Raw genomic sequence first — 16,276 nt, 5'->3', positions numbered from 1 at the left:
CAGCGCATGTTCAATCGAGGGGGTTCGTCATCCTGCCGTCAGCGATCCACCATGTCCGTTCAGGGCAGCCGAGCACGTGGCGATTGCCCGAGGGATCCCGGGCAGCTTGCCGGCGCTGGCAGCCGTGCCTTGTTCTGTGTCTTGTGCTGTGTTTGGCGGGCTGCTTGTGGATGGCTGCAGCCCTGGCAGGGCAAACGCAGGGCCAGGCACAGGGTCAGGTCAGGGAGGTGGTGCTCGGCATGTCCGCCCCGTTCACCGGCCCGGCGCGGGGCCTGGGATTCGAGTTTTACCGTGGCGCCCTGGCCGCCTTTCAGGAAGAACGCCGCCAGCACCCCTACGCCCTGCCTCCGGTGCACCTGCAGTGTCGGGACGACCGGTACAATCCGCTGGAGACCCTGCGCAACACCATTAGATTTCTGGAAGACAACGTGTTCTGCCTGTTCGGGTACGTGGGCACGCCCACCACGTTGCGCGTGCTGCCCCTGCTGGCCCGCAACGAATCTTCCGCCATGACGCTGCTGTTTCCGTTCACCGGCTCGTCCGCACTGCGCACGGGGCCGTATGCCGGACAGCTTGCGCACATGCGGGCCTCGTATCTCGATGAGGCCGAGGCCCTGGTGGAACAGGCGGTGGCCACGGGACGTCGCCGCATTGCTGTGTTTTATCAGGCAGACAGTTTTGGCCGCAGCGGGTGGGAGAGCGTGCGTCAGGCCCTGGCCCGGCGGGGGCTGGACATCTACGCCGAGGCCGCCTACCTGCGCGACGACAGCATGGATTCCGAATACACCGCCGCCGTGGCGCGCATTGCCCCGGCCGGCAAGGAACCGCCGGACGCCATCGTGTGCGTGGGGCTGTATTGTCCCACGGCGGGCTTCATCCGCGATGCCCGCAAGGCCGGGCTGCAGTCGCTCATGGTTACCATGTCCATCGTGGATTCGGACAATCTGCTGTTGCATCTGCGCCGGGAAGGGGAGCGGACGGGGATGGATCTCACGCGCAATCTCGTTGGTGTGCAGGTGGTGCCGAGCTATGAGGACCAACGGCTGCCGGCAGTGCGCGCCTATCGGCAGGCCATGGAGCGCGTGGCGGCGCCTTCGCCCGTGCCGGATCGGGCCGAGGATTATACGCCCCTCCGGTACAGCATGGTGGGGCTTGAAGGCTACCTGGCGGCGCAGCTGCTGCTGGAGGCCCTGCGACGCATGGACAAGGACATCCGCCCCGAACGACTGCGGGAAGTGCTCCGCACCATGGATGACTTCGATCTGGGCATCAATGCCCCGCTGCACGTCTCCGCCAGCGCCCTTGTGGGTGTGCAGCAGGTGTATTTCACGGAATTCCAGAAGGACCGCGTGGTGCCTCTGCAACAGTGGCCCGGGTTCGCTCCATGAGACATTCACGACTGTTCCGCAGAACCCTGGCGTTCATGGTCACCGTATTCGGGGTCATGGCCCTGGCAAGTTCCCTCATCTCCGGCATCCACATCAGCAACGAGCTGCAGAAAGAGTACGCCAGCAAGGCCCTGGCCCTGGCCGTGAGCCTGGCGGAATCGGACATGTACACCTTGCTGCAGCAAGACGTCATTGTGGTGCAGAGCCGCATTGACACGTGTCTGGAAATCGAAGGCGTGGCGTATGTGCTGGTGGCGGACGAACACGGCCGGGTGCTGGCCCACACCGTGGCGCCCGGGCCGTCGCCGGCTGTGCTGGCAGAGGTGGCCTCCTTCGCTGCCATTGCGCCAGGGCAGGGGACGTCCAGGGTGGTGGAGCTCAAGCGAGGCATCCTTCCCCTGGATGGCAGCCCGGCCCGGACCTCCATCCACGCCGTGTGGCCCATCCTGCACGGGCTGGGCGGCGCGGTGCACGTGGGCATGGATAAAGCCAGCATCCACGGGCATTTCTGGAGCGCGTTCCTGGCCCAGCAGGTGGTCATTCTGGGCTTGTTCCTGGCCAGCGCGGCGGCGGCGTGGCTGTTTGTGCGGTCCATTTCCCGGCCGCTGATCCGGTTGTCGGAGTACTCCAACCGGGTGGCGGCGCACGATTTTTCCGTGCTGCTGGAACAGGTGGTGGACCTGAAGGCCCAGGACGAGGTGGGCGAGCTGGCCCGTTCCATGCGCAGCATGGCCGGGGAACTGGCCCAGCACATCGAAATCCTGTCCCACAAGGCCCAGTCCGCCACGGACGAGCTGGAAGACGCCCTGGCTTACCTGTCCGCCATCATCAATTCCATGCCCAACGGTCTGCTGGTGGTGGATTCCCGCGGCATCATCACCCGGTTCAACAAGGCGTTTCTGGGCATGCTGCAGCTGGATGAACGCCTCGTGCTGGGCCGGCCGTGCATGGAGGTGCTGGGGGCCAGACCCACCCAGGAGCTGGGGCTGCTGGGGCGGGGCGCCCCGCCCGACGCCTGCAGCGTGGGAGCCGGCCCCAATTTTGCCGTCAAGGAGATCGAGCTGGCGCAGCCCGGTCGGACCCTGCCGGTGGAGGTCTCCACCGTCTGCCTGCGCCTGCACGAGGATCGGGCCATCCTGTGTGTGTTCCGGGACATCACCGAGCGCAAGCAGAATTACGAGATCTCCCGCCGGGCCCAGGAAGACCTGGAGCGCAAGGTGGAGGAGCGCACCCGCGAGCTTTCCCACGCCAACGCCCTGCTCAAGCTGGAGGCTGCCGAACGCAGCATGGTGGGCGAGGCCCTGCGCAAGGCTGAGGCCCGTTACCGCTCCATCTTTGAAAAGGCGGTGGAAGGCATTTTTCAGATTTCCACGGAAGGCCGCTACCTGGCTGCCAACCCGGCCCTGGCCCGCATTTTCGGGTACGACTCGCCCGACGAATTCATGACCGCCGTGGCCATGGCGCCAGAGCGCCACTTTGTGGATCCCGAATCCCACCGCGAATTCCTGCGCCGCATCGAAGTCTTCGGCCAGATCAAGGAGTTCCAGACCCGCATCAAACGGGTGGATGGCGTCCTGGTCTGGATCTCCTCCAACGGGCACAAGGTCACGGACCGCACCGGCGAGACCCTGTACTTCGAGGGCTCCGTGGAAGACATGACCGTGCGCCGGGAAATGGAAAACGCCCTGCGCCAGCAGGCGTTCCACGATCCCCTGACCGGCCTGCCCAACCGCATGCTCTTCCAGGATCATCTGCAGCTGGCCCTGGAGCGCTCCAAACGCCGGCGCGACTACCTCTTTGCCGTGCTGTACATGGATCTGGACCGCTTCAAGGTCATCAACGATTCCCTGGGTCATGAAACCGGCGACGAGCTGCTCAAGGCTGTGGCCCGCAATCTGGAAGTGTGCGTCCGCGCCACGGACACCGTGGCCCGCTTCGGCGGCGACGAGTTCGCCATCCTGCTGGAAGAAATCGACGCCCCGCGCGAGGCCGTCAAGATCGCCCGGCGCATCCTGGAGGAGGTGGCCCAGCCGCTCATGCTGTCCGGGCATGAGGTCTTCACCACCGCCTCCATGGGCATCGTGCTGGTGACTGACGGCTACGAGCGGCCGGATTCCATCCTGCGCGACGCAGACACCGCCATGTACAAGGCCAAGGAGCAGGGCAAGGCCCGGTTCAAGGTCTTCAATCAAAAGATGCACGAGCAGGCCCTGCGCATCATGGAGCTGGAATCCGAGCTGCGTCGGGCCGTGGAGCGTCGCGAAATCCAGGTGTACTATCAACCCATCGTGGATCTGGCCCGCCAGCGCATCCACGGCTTCGAGGCGCTCTCGCGCTGGATTCATCCCCGCCACGGCTTCATTCCGCCCTCGGAATTCATCCCCCTTGCCGAGGATACCGGACTCATCGCCCCCCTGGGCGCGGAAGTGCTGCGCACGGCCTGCACCACGCTGCTGGCCTGGCATCAGTTGTTTATGGCCAATGGCCTGACGGAAGAGGCAGACCTGCCGCGCATGAGCGTGAACATTTCCGGCAAGCAGTTCCTGCAGCCTTCCCTGGTGGGCGAGATCCAGGCCATCCTGGCGGAAACCGGACTCGATCCACAATATCTGACCCTTGAGATCACGGAAAACGTGCTGATGATCAACGCCGAGGGCGCAGGCAGCATGCTGGCCAAGCTCAAACGGCTGGGGGTGTGCGTGTCCATGGACGACTTTGGCACGGGATACTCCTCCCTGTCCTACTTGCGTCAGTTCCCCATCGATCATATTAAAATAGATCGCGGCTTCGTCAGCTCCTGCGACGAGGACGCGGAAAGCTTCGCCATCATCAAGACGGTGCTCTCCCTGGGCGCCGCCCTGGGCATGGAAGTGGTGGCCGAGGGCGTGGAAACCGTGGGCCAGCTGGGCCTGCTGGTGGACAAGGGCTGCCAGTATGGCCAGGGCTACCTCTTCTCCCGGCCCCTGCCTCCGGAGGAGATGAAGGCCTTCATTATGCAGCACATGACGTCTCCCCACGCCGCGTTTGACGAGTTGACGCGCCAGCGCTAATTTCATGCCGGCATTCATCCATCATATAAAGGATTCTTCACCGCATGTCCCATTCCACGCATCCCGTTGCCGCCTCCGGCCCGTTCCCGCATGGCCTGCCCGCGTCCCTGCTTGACGACGTGTTTGATTCCTTTGCCCATGGCGAACCCCTGTGCTGCATGGCCCGGCCCGGCGGCGGGGCGGCGGCGCTGCTGGACGAGCTGCATGCCCGCCTGGGTGCAGGCCGCCGGGTGGTGCGCTGTTCCCTGCAGGGGTGCCGCAGCGGCCAGGATGTGGTGGCCGCATTGACGGCAGCCATGGGGGCACGCATCGCCCCTCCGATCCCGGGAACATGGCGCGAGGCCCTGGCGTCCCTCCTGCAACAGCTCTCTGCCGATGGACCTGCCGCCCTGCTGGTGGAGGACGTCTCCGCCTGGCTGCTGGCCTGGCTGGGTGGCGTGGGCGCCGGCAAGGATTCCGACCGCCGCATGGATCTGCGCGTGTGCTTCGACCTGCTTGCCCGCGCCGCCACACCGCAGCTGACCTTGGTGCTCACAGCCACTCCCGGGCTGGTCATGCTGCTCAGGGATCATCGGGTGGAAGACGTGCTGACGCCATTCAACGAACTCACCCTCAACCTGCCCAATGCCGTGGCGCATTCCGAGGCTGCCGCCGTGGCGGCGTTTGCCTGCGCCCGCGCCGCGAAGCTGGGCCTGCAACTTTCCCCTGAGCTGGCAGGGCAGGCCGTGGCCCTGGTCGGGGAGGCCTTCCCCGAGCATGTGGCCGTGCTGCTGGACCATCTGGCCAAGGTGGCAGACCTCGCCGGCACGGCCGTCGTCACGGCATCCGTGCTGGACGAGATGGTGACGGGCCGGCTGCTGGGAGCCTTTGAATGGCCGCGGTGGCGGGCCCAGGAAGATTCCCTGTATGCCTGCGTGGCGCCTGCGTTCGCACCGCTGATTGTGGAACTCCTGCGCCGGGCGGCTGCCGGTGGCGTGACCGTGGAAGATGCGTTCAGGCTGGCGGGTGTGGAATCCGCCTTCGGCTCCATGCCGGTGCATCTCTTGCGGCAGTATCTGGAATGGATGGAGCAGGAAGGCTTCCTGGAACGTCATGCGGCCCGGTACCGCATGCCGCACTCGCTGTTCGGACGCTGGCTGGCGGCAGTGTACCGCGCGCATTCGGCGGAGCGTGTCGCTGCGTCTGCCGCGGATGCCGATGGAGGCGACTCTGCAGTCTGAGCCGTACGCTGTTCCTGATTCGTCCGATGCGGGATTTCGCCCCGATGCCCCCCGCGGCCGGCCTGTGCGCCGTGCGCTGCTGGTGGGCAGTTGCGCCCTGGCCCTGGCCGTGGCCACGCTGGTCACGGGCGTGGCGTTGTGGCTGGCCCTGCTGAATCCCACCACGCACCGCGACGAGATCGCCGCCTGGCTCTCCAAGGGCCTGGGGCGGCAGGTGACCGTGCATGGCGGGGTGCATCTGGCGGTCTTCCCCTGGCTCGGCCTGCATCTCGGGCAGTTGGCCGTGGCCGATGCGGACGGCGTCTCCCGCTTTGCCGACGCCCGCGCCGCGGTGGTGCAGGTGCGGCTGTGGCCGCTGCTCACCCAGGGCGACGTGGAGCTGGATCGCATCGTGCTCATGGAGCCGGTGCTGCATCTCAAGCGCGATGCCCGGGGCGCGTGCAACTGGGAAGACCTGCTGACCCTGGGCGATGTCGCGTCCGTCCCGGAGGAGCAAGGCTTTTCCCCTGGCACCCTGCGCTGGCGGGGGGTGAGCATCGTCAACGGGCTGCTGCTTTTCGACGATGCCTTGCGCGGCCAGCAGGTGCGCCTCTCCGGTGTCCATTGCATCACCGGCGAGGGCACGTCCTTTGACATTGCCTTGCAATGCCACGCGGAAAGCTCCCGCTTCGGGGCTGGCTCGCTGGAGGTGCAGGGCCATTGCCGGGTGGATGTGACTGACGGCAACGTGCTGCTGGACAACGCCACCCTGGCGTTTCAGGGATCGATTCTTCCTGATGGTGTGTCCGGTCCTGCTGCCGTGCCCCTGACCCTGCGCACCGGCCTGTTGCTGGACACCGCCGCCTCGCGCCTGGAGTTCCGGCAGGCCCGGCTCGGCATCGCCGGGGAACAGGTGGCGGCGGATGTCCAATTCGAGGGGCTGAGCGCGCCGGCGCTGCGCATTGCCGGCGTCGTGTCCCGCGAGGCTGTGGCGGGCGGCGCGTCGTCCGTGCTGTGGGAAACCGTAGCCGCCCGGGCCGCCTTTGAGTGGCAGCCGGAACGACTGACGCTGCGCGACATTGCCCTGAGCACCCGGCATTCCGCCCTGGCCGGCAATGCCACCCTGACCCTGGGGGCCTCGCCGGCCCTTGCCACGCAACTGGACGTCTCGCGGTTGAATGTGGACGAGCTGATTGCCGTCGGCGGGGGAGGGGCGTTTGCCATGGATCAGGTGGATCAGGCCCTGGCGTCCCTGGCCAACGGCACCCTGCCCGGTGCGCCAGCGCCCTTCGATGGCCTGCGCGTACAGGCGGGGGTGCGCATTGCAGAATTGACCATGGGGGGACGTCGGCTGCAGCGGACGTCGGCCGAGGCCTCCCTGGATCGCGCCGGCCTGGCCTTGCGTCTGGCGATGGAGGAGGGGTGCGGCGGTCCCGTGAGCGGCGAGGGGACCCTCACTCCCAAGGGGCTGGCTCTCTCGCTGCAGGCAGGATCGTTGCAACTGGCCCGCTGTCCGGAACTCAAAGGGGTGCTGGGCAATGCCCTGGTGCACGCCGGGGGGGTGACCCTGGGAGTCAACGCCACTGCTTCCGGCACATCGCCAGAAGCCTGGGCCGATACCTGGGATGTCGCCGCTGCCGTGGCCGTGACCAATGGCGCCAGCGACTGGGATCGCATCCGGCAATGGTTCGACGCCGCCCCGAGCACCACCCAGACCGTCGGGCAGCAGGCCGGCACCTTCACGGCGCTGCATCTGCAGCTCAAGGCGGCCGCAGGCACGCGCAGCCGGTCCGCCGTTACCCGCACGGCGCAGGCCGAGGCCAGTGTGACGCTCAAGGGACTGCGCATGGAGGCCGCCGCGCCGGTGGATGCCGCCATCCGCGTCTCGGGCACGGCGACGTTGGATCCCCGTACCTGGGCGCTGCAAACCCTCTCCGGTGTGCAGCTCGATACGGCAGCCGCATTGCCGGCGGGGCTGGCTGGCAAGACGGCCACCTCCGCGACGCTCAAAGCCCGGGGGGAATGGGACCTGCTCAAGAATCGTCTGCAACTGGCTTCCTTCCAGCTCAAGGCTCACGGCTCCCAGGCCACGGGCAGTCTGTCCGCCCGTCTTGGCGAGACGCCGGTGATACAGGGACAGACAAGCATCGCGCCCGTCACCCTGGCCTCCTTGTGGCCGGTTCTGGGTATCGCGCCTCCGAATCCCAAGGACCCCACTGCGTTCACCCGGGCCGAACTGGCGACGGAGTGGAAGTTGGAAGGCTCGCGCCTGTCGCTGTCCAATCTGAAAACCCGGCTGGACGACACAACCGTCGGCGGGGATCTGTCCTTTGTCCTGGGCGCCAACGGCCCCACGGCCTGGCGGTTTCATCTGCAGGCGGATCAGCTCAATTTGAATCGCTATTTTTCCGCCTCCGCTTCGGCGACGGCCAAGCCATGGGACGGGAAGTTCCTGCAGTCGTTGCAGGGCAAGGGGTCCTTGTATTGCAAGACATTCGAACTGTACGATATAGTGTTTTCTGATGTCGCCATGAATCTGGAGGGCCTGCCCGGCCAGTTGCGGATGGAGCCGTTTACCGCCACCCTGGCCGGCGGACGGATGCAGGCCACCCTGGCGCTTCTGGCGGATAAAAAGCGCCCGGGCCTGGAGTTGCAGGTGGGTGCAGATATTTCAGATTTCGATCTGCATACCGTGGCGGACGCCCTGGGGGTCGGCGAACGGCTGGGTGGCAGGACGACCCTGCGGTTTCGGCTGCATAGCAGCGGGACCTCCCGCGCCGAACATTTTCAGCGGCTGGGCGGCACGGCCTCCCTGCAGGTGGCCAATGGATTTTACGGCTATTATCGCACCATCAAGTCCGACTCCACCCCGACGCCGACGAACGAACAGCTCATCAAGCGGCCGCCGGCGTCTCCGGCGCAGGGGGCCAAGCCGGCCCCGCCAGTCAGGGAGCGGGCGGTGATCAACATCGTTGCCGCAGCCGGCGCCATGCAGTTCGATCAGGGCATGATCCGCAACAACGACTTCCGCATGACCAGCGAGCAGTTCACGGCCATCGGCGCCGGCTGGCTGGACATCCCCCGCGAGACCATGGAGTACGTGTTGCAGATCTATCCCGGCTTGTTCCCGTCCTTCCCGGTCTACATCCGCGGACCGGTGGAAGACCCGGACGTGGACGACAGCCAGGGCGGCTCCCTGGCTGCGGCCGTGGGCGAGCTGACAGGAAAGGTATTCCGCACCGTGCTTGATGTGCTGGTGCTGCCCCTGCGCACCCTGGAGAATATCAAGCCCTGAGGCGGACCGTTCGGGGCAGCAGGGCGATGCCGGGCATGATTCAACCTGATGAGGATGCACGATCCATGACCATCACTCACGCCGATCCTGCCATCCCTGCCGGGCGGCTGTTGCATCTGGATTGCCGCGCCGGTCTGGCCGGGGATATGTTCCTGGCGGCCCTGGCCGACTTCGCCGGCCCCTGGCTGGACCTGCAGCCCCTGTACGCCATGCTGCGCCCCTTTGCGCAGGTGCAGCCCGTCCGGGAAGTACGGCGCGGCGTGGCCGGCACACGTCTGGAGATTCTCCCGGCTACGGACCAGCCCCTGCGTCACCTGCCGGAACTGCTGGCCATCGCGGCGCAGTTGCCGTTGTCCGGGTCGGTGCAGGCCCGGGTCCAGCAGGCCTTCCACCGGCTGGCCGAGGCCGAAGCTGCGGTGCACGGCGTGGCCGTGGAATCCATCCATTTTCATGAAGTGGGCGCAGTGGACACCATCGTGGATGTGGTGGCCGCCTGCTGGGCCGTGGAGGCCCTGGGGGTGGAGCGCATCACCGCATCCCCGGTGCCCTGGTTCGCCGGCACGGTGCAGTGCGCCCACGGAACCATGCCCCTGCCTGCACCGGCCACGGTGCGGTTGCTGCACGGCAAGCCCGTCTTCCCCACGGATGCCACCTGGGAATTGGTGACGCCCACGGGCGCGTTGTTGTTGGATATTCTGGTGGACGAATACGCCGCCGGGCCAGCCGGCGTGCTCCTGACCCAGGGCACGGGGTATGGCAACAATCCCGCCGGTGATGGCGTGCGGCTGTTTTTGTGCGACTCCGACCCCTTGTCGCCGGAGCTCCAGCGCCTCTGGGTGCTGGAATGCACCCTGGACCACCTGACCGGGGAAGAACTGGGCGCAGCCCTGCAGGGCATCATGGCCGCCGGAGCGCTGGACGTGATCTACCTGCCGGGAATCATGAAAAAGAATCGTCCCGGCGGGCTGTTGCAGGTGTTATGCGGCGAAGATCTCCTGGAACAGGTGGAGGACGCCGTCTTCCGCCACACCTGTACCCTGGGGCTGCGGCGCACCCTGGCCACACGGCGGGTGCTGCCGCGGCAGGCCATGACCCTGCGCACCCCCCTGGGCGAACTGGCGGCCAAGCAGGCCCGGCGGGGCGACACCTGCCTGCTGCGGCCCGAGCACGAGGCCATGCAGACGCTGGCGGATTCCCTGGGCCTGAGCGTGGCCGAACTGCGCCTCAAGCTGGTGCAGGGGGGTGGAGAATAGGGGGTTCTCCCGGGATGATTGCCGGCTTTCACCCCCGTCATGCTCGACAAAATCGCAGCCATGAGGCATACCGCCTCAAGCCGATCCGGATTCCAGGAGCGTCTAACCAAGCAAGAGCATGCACATGATCAAAGCTTTGTTTGCCGCCATCGCGGCCTTTTCATTGACCGTCATCCTCTGCGCCACGGATGCGCAAAGCCAGCAAGGAGCCACAATGGTCACCCTCAAGACGAGCATGGGCGACATCGTCATCGAGCTCAACACCGAGAAAGCCCCCAAGACCTGCGCCAACTTCCTGCAGTACGTCAAGGACGGGCACTATGACGGGACGATCTTCCATCGCGTCATCAATGGGTTCATGGTGCAGGGCGGCGGCATGACCAGCGCCATGAAGGAAAAGCCCACCCGCAAGGGCGTTCAGAACGAAGCCGACAACGGCCTGAAGAACGACAAGTACACCGTGGCCATGGCCCGCACGCAGGATCCGCATTCCGCCTCGGCCCAGTTCTTCATCAATGTGGAAAGCAACGAATTCCTGAACCACAAAGGCAAGACCCTGCAGGGCTGGGGCTATGCCGTGTTCGGTAAGGTGGTCCAGGGGCAGGACGTGGTGGACAAGATCAAGGCTGTGAAGACCGGCAGCATGGGCTTCCATGAAGACGTGCCTGTGGAGCCGGTGGTCATCGAGTCTGCCACAGCCAGCGAGTAGCCCGCGACGAACTGATGACAGATTTGTCAAAACGGGTTCCTTTCCGGCCTAATCTGGGGTAAGCAGGGGGAATCATCCCCCTTTTGGGATATTCCAGACTGAAATAGGAGGCGACGCATGAAGAAGACCCTCGGACTCGCGCTGGTCCTGACGCTTGCTTTTGCAAGTTCCGCCTGGGCCGACAGCATCAAGCTCGGCTTCAACATCCCCCTCACCGGGGACATCCCCGACGTGGGCCAGTCGTCTAAAAACGCCGCCGAAATGCTCAAGGCCAAGATCAACGGCGCTGGCGGCGTGGACATCAAGGGCAAGAAGTACACCCTTGAATTCGTGTACGAAGACAACGAATCCAAGCCCGAATCCGCCGTGCGTGCCGCCACCAAGCTGATTACCGAAGACGCCATTCTGGCCATGGTGGGTCCCCAGGGGTCCGGTCGTGCCGTGCCTGCCGGGCAGACTGCCAACGACTCCAAGACGGTGATGATCAGCCCCTGGTCCACCAACCCCAACACCACCCTGAACCGGCCGTACGTGTACCGGGGCTGCTTCCTGGATCCCTTCCAGGGTCCGGTGGTGGCCAAGTTTGCCACGGAAGAGCTCAAGGCCAAGAAGGCCGCCGTGCTGTACGACAAGGCCAGCGACTATCCCAAGGGCCTGGCCGAATTCTTCAAGAAGGCGTTTGAAGAAATTCACGGCGCCGGCTCTGTGGTGGCGTTTGAGAGCTTCAACACCGGCGATGTGGACTTCAGCGCCCAGCTGACCAACATCATCAGTTCCGGGGCGGACCTGCTGTTCACCCCGCAGTATTACAACGAAGTGCCCCTGATCGTGAAGCAGGCCAAGGAACTGGGCTGGGAAAAGCCCATCGTGGGTTCCGACTCCTGGGGCGGCGGCGACCTGATGGGCCTGTGCGGCGACGACTGCAAAGGCTACTACTTCTCCACGCATTACGCTGCTGCCGGCGCTCGCGGCGCCACCAAGGACTTCATCGACGAGTACGCCAAGCAGTTTGGCAAGACGCCTGATGACGTGGCTGCGCTGACCTGGGACTCCACCAATCTGCTGCTCATGGCCATTCAGGATGCCGGCCTCACCGGCGACCTGAACAAGGACCGCGAAAACATCCGCGTGGCCATGTCCAAGATCAAGGAATTCCCTGGCATTACCGGCACGATGAACTTCTCCAAGGGCAACGACCCCGAGAAGTGCGCCGTGGTGGTCAAAATCGACGACCAGGGTCAGTACAGCTTCTTCCAGTCTGTCTGCCCCTAGCAGACACCGTGGATTGCTGACAACGGAGGCGGCGTGTTGCCACGCGCAGCGCGCCGCCGTTCCGAAGCTGGCGTCCACCATACTGACGACGAATCGCCGCGACGCTTCCCGCGCCGGACTGCGGGGAACGCGGCTGGCCATTGCGAATATTTCGGCTGGCGCCGGAGCCCCGGCCACTTACCGGGCGCTGCTTGTGGTTCTTTTTACCGGAACGAAATCGGCATGACCACCACGTACCTGCTGCAGAACTGCATCAATGCCCTGCAATGGGGGAGCTTTTATGCCCTCATCGCCCTGGGGTATTCCATGGTCTATTCCATCCTCATGCTCTTCAACTTTGCGCATGGGGACATCTTCATGACCGGAGCCTACATCGGCTTTGGCGTGAGCACGGCGCTGCTCTGGCTGGTGACAGCCGGGCCCATGGCCGGCATTGCGGTGCCAGGCTGGCTGATGCTCTCCGCGGTCATCCTCATTTCCATGACTCTCACCGCCACCCTGGGTGTGCTGGTGGAGCGAATAGGCTACCGCCCATTGCGCGGGGCGCCGCGAGCCTCGGCAGCCATCACTGGTCTGATGATCGGCATCATCCTTGAAACGCTGGTCCTGGCCATCGTGGGTGGGCAGCGGGTGCTGTTCCCCTCCCTGATCCAGAGCGAGACGTACAAGTTTGCCGGCGTGGTGGTGACGAACAAAAAGATCATGATCGTGGTGATTTCCCTGGCGCTCATGGCGGCCTTGCACTTCTTCATCCACCGCACCCGGTGGGGCATGGCCATGCGGGCCATGGCCTACGATTTTGTGGTGGCGCCGCTCATGGGGGTACCCATCAATCTGATTGCGGCCCTCACCTTCGCCATTGGCTCGGCCCTGGCGGCGGCGGCGGGGATTCTCTTTGGCCTGGCGTACCCGGTGCTGGACCCGCTCATGGGCATCACCTTCGGATGGAAAGCGTTTGTGGCAGCCATTCTGGGCGGACGCGGCTCCATCATGGGCGCCTGCTTTGCGGGATTTTTGCTGGGGTTCATCGAAATTTTCGTGGCCATGGTCTTCCCTTCCAGTCTGCGGGACCTGATCGCCTATTCCATCGTGCTGGTGATTCTCGTCTTCCGTCCACACGGCCTCTTCGGCGAGGCGTACAGCGCCCGGCTGCGGCTCTAACAGGGGAGATCGCGTGATGAAACCAAAGCAGCATTCTCCCATTCGTGCGTTGCTGGGCCGCGTGCCGGTGCTGGGCTGGCTGCTCGGCGCTCTGGTGGCCGTGCTTCTGGAAGCCGCCGTCGGCAACAATTTCGCCCAACTGCTGGGGCTGGACAGAGCCCCGGTGATGTTCGGCCTGCAGGATATCCTCAAGGATCCCGCACAGGCCCCGGCGTCCCTGGCCTATGTGCTGGTGATGTACCTTGTGCCGGGGTTCGCCCTGGCCCTGGGCTCCTGCGGCCTGTGCAACCGGCTGGCCGAGCGCATGGGGCAGATGCACGTGGCCGTGCCGGCCATCCTGCACCTGCTCCTGGCGTACATGATTCTGCATGTGTGGACGGATTTGTCGGATTATCGGCTGGTCACGGTGAAGTTCACCCTCATCGCCGTGCTGGCCACCCTGAGCTGCAACATCACCAACGGCTACCTGGGTGAATTCGCCTGTTCGCACCCCGGGTTCATGGCCCTGGGGGCGTATGTGGCCTCCATGTTCTCCATGGGGTTGTTCGCCAACACGGCCCTCTACGGCGAAGCGCTGCTGCCGGCCTCCATGGGACACATGATGTTCCCCGTGGGCCTGGTGGTGGGCGGGGGCGTGGCGGCGCTGGGGGCGCTCATCGTGGCCATCCCGTCCTTCAAAACGCGAGGGGACTATCTGGCCATCATCTCCCTGGCGTTTCTGTTCATCGTCAAAAGCAGCCTGGAGAATCTGGAAATTGTGGGCGGCCCTCGCGGCATGACCGGCCAGCCGGACTACGCCACCTTGCCCATGGTCTTCGGCATGGTGTTGCTGGGCATATGGGTGATCAATAACTTCGTCACCTCCACCCTGGGCAAGGGCCTGAACGCCGTGCGCGACGACGAAATCGCGGCCGAGGCCCTCACCGTGGATACCCGGCGCATCAAGATGATCGCCTTCCTCATGGGCGCATTCTGGGCCGGGGTGGCCGGCGGCCTGTATGCCCATGCCCTGCGCTTCGTGAATCCTTCCACCTTCGGCGTGCAGAAACTGGCGGAAATCCTGGCCATGGTCTACTTTGGCGGGCTCAACTCGGTGTACGGCTCCGTGGTGGGCGCGGTGAGCATCAGCATGCTGGGCGAAATGCTGCGGCCGCTGGAAGTGCTCAAGTGGGTGTTCATTCCGTTGCTGCTCATCCTGGTGACGCTGTTCCGCCCCACCGGGCTTATTGCCTTCAAGGACGTGAACCTGCGCTCGCTGCTGGGCCCCAGAACCGGCGGCGCGCCCCAGGCCAAGGGGAGGGAGTAGGCCATGCCTTTGCTTGACGTGAAAAACATCTCCATCCGCTTCGGCGGGTTGCAGGCCCTCACCAACTTCTCCCTGAGCCTGGAAGCCGGGGATGTGGTGGGGCTCATCGGGCCCAACGGCGCCGGCAAGACCACCACCTTCAACTGCATCACCGGCATTTACACTCCCAATACCGGGGATGTGCTGCTGGAGGGCGTGTCCATCAAGGGCATGCGGCCCAATCAGATTGCGGCGCGCGGCATCTCCCGCACCTTCCAGGAAATGCGGCTCTGGCGGCACATGACCACCCTGGAGCATGTGAAGATGGCCTGCTTCTCCCAGCTGGGCTACTCCCTGTGGGACGCCTGCTTCGGCACCGGCCGCCTGCAGCGGCGTGAGGCGGAAATCGAGGCCCGGGCCTTCCATTTCCTGAATATGTTCGGCGTGGCAAAGTATGCCCAGTACCATCCCACCAACCTGCCGTACGGCGTGGCCAGACGCGTGGAGATGGCCCGGGCGCTGGTGACCGGCCCCAAGGTCCTGTTCCTGGATGAGCCCACCGTGGGCATGACCCCCGAAGAGCTGGACGAGATGATCGAAGTCGTGCGCACGGCCCACCGCGAGCTGAATCTGGCCATCTTCCTCATCGAACACCGTCTGAAGGTGGTGCGCGAGCTGTGCAACCGCGTGCAGTGTCTGGTGTTCGGACAGGTGGTGGCCGAGGGCGACCCGGCAGAAGTGCAGAACGATCCCAAGGTCATCGAAGCCTACCTTGGCGAAGAGAAGGTGGCCTGATGCTCAGCGTCTCCAAACTCAAGCTGTCCTATGGCAGAATCAAGGCCCTCTACGGCATCGACTTCACCATTGCCGAGGGCGAACGTGTGACCATCATCGGCGCCAACGGCGCGGGCAAAAGCTCCACCCTGCGGGCCATCTCCCGTCTGGTGCCGGCCGAGCCCGGTTCGGTGATGACCTTCAACGGACACGATCTGAACAAGTTTCCGCCGGAAAAGGTAGTCAGCCAGCTGGGCATCTCCCATGTGCCCGAAGGCCGGCGGCTCTTCGGCAACCTGACCGTGCTGGAGAATCTCAAGCTGGCGGCTTTCGCCCGCAAGGACCACGCCCAGGTGGCCCGGGATATCGAACGCATCTTCGACATCTTTCCCCGCCTGGACGAACGAAAGCATCAGAAATCCGGCACCATGAGCGGCGGCGAGCAGCAGATGCTGGCCGTGGGCCGGGCCTTTGTGTCCGCGCGCAAGCTCATGCTTCTGGACGAACCGTCCATGGGCCTGGCGCCGCTGCTGATGAAGCGCGTGTTCGAGGCTCTGGAGACCATCAACAAGGAAGGCACAGCCATCCTGCTGGTGGAACAGAACGCCCGTATGGCCCTGCAGTTTGCCCACCGGGCCTATGTGCTGGAGCACGGCGAGATTGTTCGCGAGGGCAACTGCGTGGACATGCTGGACGATCCGGCCATCATCAAGGCGTATCTCGGGGGCTGATGCGGTCTGGCGCAGAATCTGCCGGCAGCATACGCGGAACAGTTGCGGGGAAGTCGTTTTTTGGAACGGCTTCCCCGTTGTCATTTGTGCCGACTAGAGCATTTTAATTTTGAAAAAGGACTTTGCGAGAGGGGGGATTTTTTTGCAAAAGGTTCTCCC

11 protein-coding genes are annotated in these 16,276 nt (G+C 64.8%); all 11 read left to right on the top strand.

The window, feature by feature from the left end:
- The first annotated feature begins 239 nt into the window (after positions 1-239).
- Complete coding sequence (locus DGI_RS12215; RefSeq protein WP_158407331.1) at positions 240-1,388, top strand: ABC transporter substrate-binding protein; 1,149 nt, start codon at positions 240-242, stop codon at positions 1,386-1,388.
- The gene (locus tag DGI_RS12210) at positions 1,385-4,438 is read left to right on the top strand and encodes an EAL domain-containing protein (RefSeq protein ID WP_021761397.1); all 3,054 of its coding nucleotides are present in this window, start codon (positions 1,385-1,387) and stop codon (positions 4,436-4,438) included. The genes DGI_RS12215 and DGI_RS12210 overlap by 4 nt, the downstream gene beginning before the upstream one ends.
- Positions 4,439-4,482: 44 nt before the next feature.
- Positions 4,483-5,658 carry a hypothetical protein gene (locus tag DGI_RS18805; RefSeq protein ID WP_021761396.1) on the top strand — a complete coding sequence of 392 codons (1,176 nt, stop codon included), beginning with the start codon at positions 4,483-4,485 and terminating at the stop codon, positions 5,656-5,658.
- Complete coding sequence (locus tag DGI_RS12200; protein WP_158407330.1) at positions 5,636-8,932, top strand: AsmA family protein; 3,297 nt, start codon at positions 5,636-5,638, stop codon at positions 8,930-8,932. Before DGI_RS18805 ends, DGI_RS12200 begins: the two co-directional genes overlap by 23 nt.
- A 65-nt stretch (positions 8,933-8,997) precedes the next feature.
- A complete protein-coding gene (gene larC / locus DGI_RS12195) occupies positions 8,998-10,185 on the top strand; it encodes a nickel pincer cofactor biosynthesis protein LarC (RefSeq protein WP_051286328.1) in 1,188 nt (395 codons plus the stop codon).
- Between the two features lie 124 nt (positions 10,186-10,309).
- Complete coding sequence (locus DGI_RS12190; RefSeq protein ID WP_021761393.1) at positions 10,310-10,894, top strand: peptidylprolyl isomerase; 585 nt, start codon at positions 10,310-10,312, stop codon at positions 10,892-10,894.
- A 117-nt stretch (positions 10,895-11,011) separates the two neighbouring features.
- Positions 11,012-12,166 (top strand): ABC transporter substrate-binding protein, encoded by a 1,155-nt coding sequence (locus tag DGI_RS12185; RefSeq protein ID WP_021761392.1) that lies wholly within the window; start codon positions 11,012-11,014, stop codon positions 12,164-12,166.
- A gap of 222 nt (positions 12,167-12,388) precedes the next feature.
- A complete protein-coding gene (locus DGI_RS12180; protein WP_021761391.1) occupies positions 12,389-13,327 on the top strand; it encodes a branched-chain amino acid ABC transporter permease in 939 nt (312 codons plus the stop codon).
- Between the two features lie 16 nt (positions 13,328-13,343).
- Positions 13,344-14,633: a branched-chain amino acid ABC transporter permease gene (locus tag DGI_RS12175; protein WP_021761390.1), complete on the top strand. Its 1,290-nt coding sequence runs from the start codon at positions 13,344-13,346 to the stop codon at positions 14,631-14,633.
- A 3-nt stretch (positions 14,634-14,636) separates the two neighbouring features.
- Positions 14,637-15,407 carry an ABC transporter ATP-binding protein gene (locus DGI_RS12170; protein ID WP_021761389.1) on the top strand — a complete coding sequence of 257 codons (771 nt, stop codon included), beginning with the start codon at positions 14,637-14,639 and terminating at the stop codon, positions 15,405-15,407.
- Complete coding sequence (locus DGI_RS12165; RefSeq protein ID WP_021761388.1) at positions 15,404-16,117, top strand: ABC transporter ATP-binding protein; 714 nt, start codon at positions 15,404-15,406, stop codon at positions 16,115-16,117. The genes DGI_RS12170 and DGI_RS12165 overlap by 4 nt, the downstream gene beginning before the upstream one ends.
- Positions 16,118-16,276: the final 159 nt, after the last annotated feature.

This window comes from Megalodesulfovibrio gigas DSM 1382 = ATCC 19364 (genome assembly GCF_000468495.1).
GTDB classification, from domain to species: domain Bacteria; phylum Desulfobacterota; class Desulfovibrionia; order Desulfovibrionales; family Desulfovibrionaceae; genus Megalodesulfovibrio; species Megalodesulfovibrio gigas.
The sequence above is the reverse complement of the archived record's forward strand: the minus strand, read 5'-3'. Positions and strand labels throughout refer to the sequence as shown.

Excerpts from the sequence above, each read along its gene's own strand:
- DGI_RS12215 (WP_158407331.1), top strand. The coding sequence starts at position 240 with ATGTCCGCCCCGTTCACCGGCCCGGCGCGGGGCCTGGGATTCGAGTTT.
- DGI_RS12210 (WP_021761397.1), top strand. The coding sequence starts at position 1,385 with ATGAGACATTCACGACTGTTCCGCAGAACCCTGGCGTTCATGGTCACC.
- DGI_RS18805 (WP_021761396.1), top strand. The coding sequence starts at position 4,483 with ATGTCCCATTCCACGCATCCCGTTGCCGCCTCCGGCCCGTTCCCGCAT.
- DGI_RS12200 (WP_158407330.1), top strand. The coding sequence starts at position 5,636 with ATGGAGGCGACTCTGCAGTCTGAGCCGTACGCTGTTCCTGATTCGTCC.
- larC (WP_051286328.1), top strand. The coding sequence starts at position 8,998 with ATGACCATCACTCACGCCGATCCTGCCATCCCTGCCGGGCGGCTGTTG.
- DGI_RS12190 (WP_021761393.1), top strand. The coding sequence starts at position 10,310 with ATGATCAAAGCTTTGTTTGCCGCCATCGCGGCCTTTTCATTGACCGTC.
- DGI_RS12185 (WP_021761392.1), top strand. The coding sequence starts at position 11,012 with ATGAAGAAGACCCTCGGACTCGCGCTGGTCCTGACGCTTGCTTTTGCA.
- DGI_RS12180 (WP_021761391.1), top strand. The coding sequence starts at position 12,389 with ATGACCACCACGTACCTGCTGCAGAACTGCATCAATGCCCTGCAATGG.
- DGI_RS12175 (WP_021761390.1), top strand. The coding sequence starts at position 13,344 with ATGAAACCAAAGCAGCATTCTCCCATTCGTGCGTTGCTGGGCCGCGTG.
- DGI_RS12170 (WP_021761389.1), top strand. The coding sequence starts at position 14,637 with ATGCCTTTGCTTGACGTGAAAAACATCTCCATCCGCTTCGGCGGGTTG.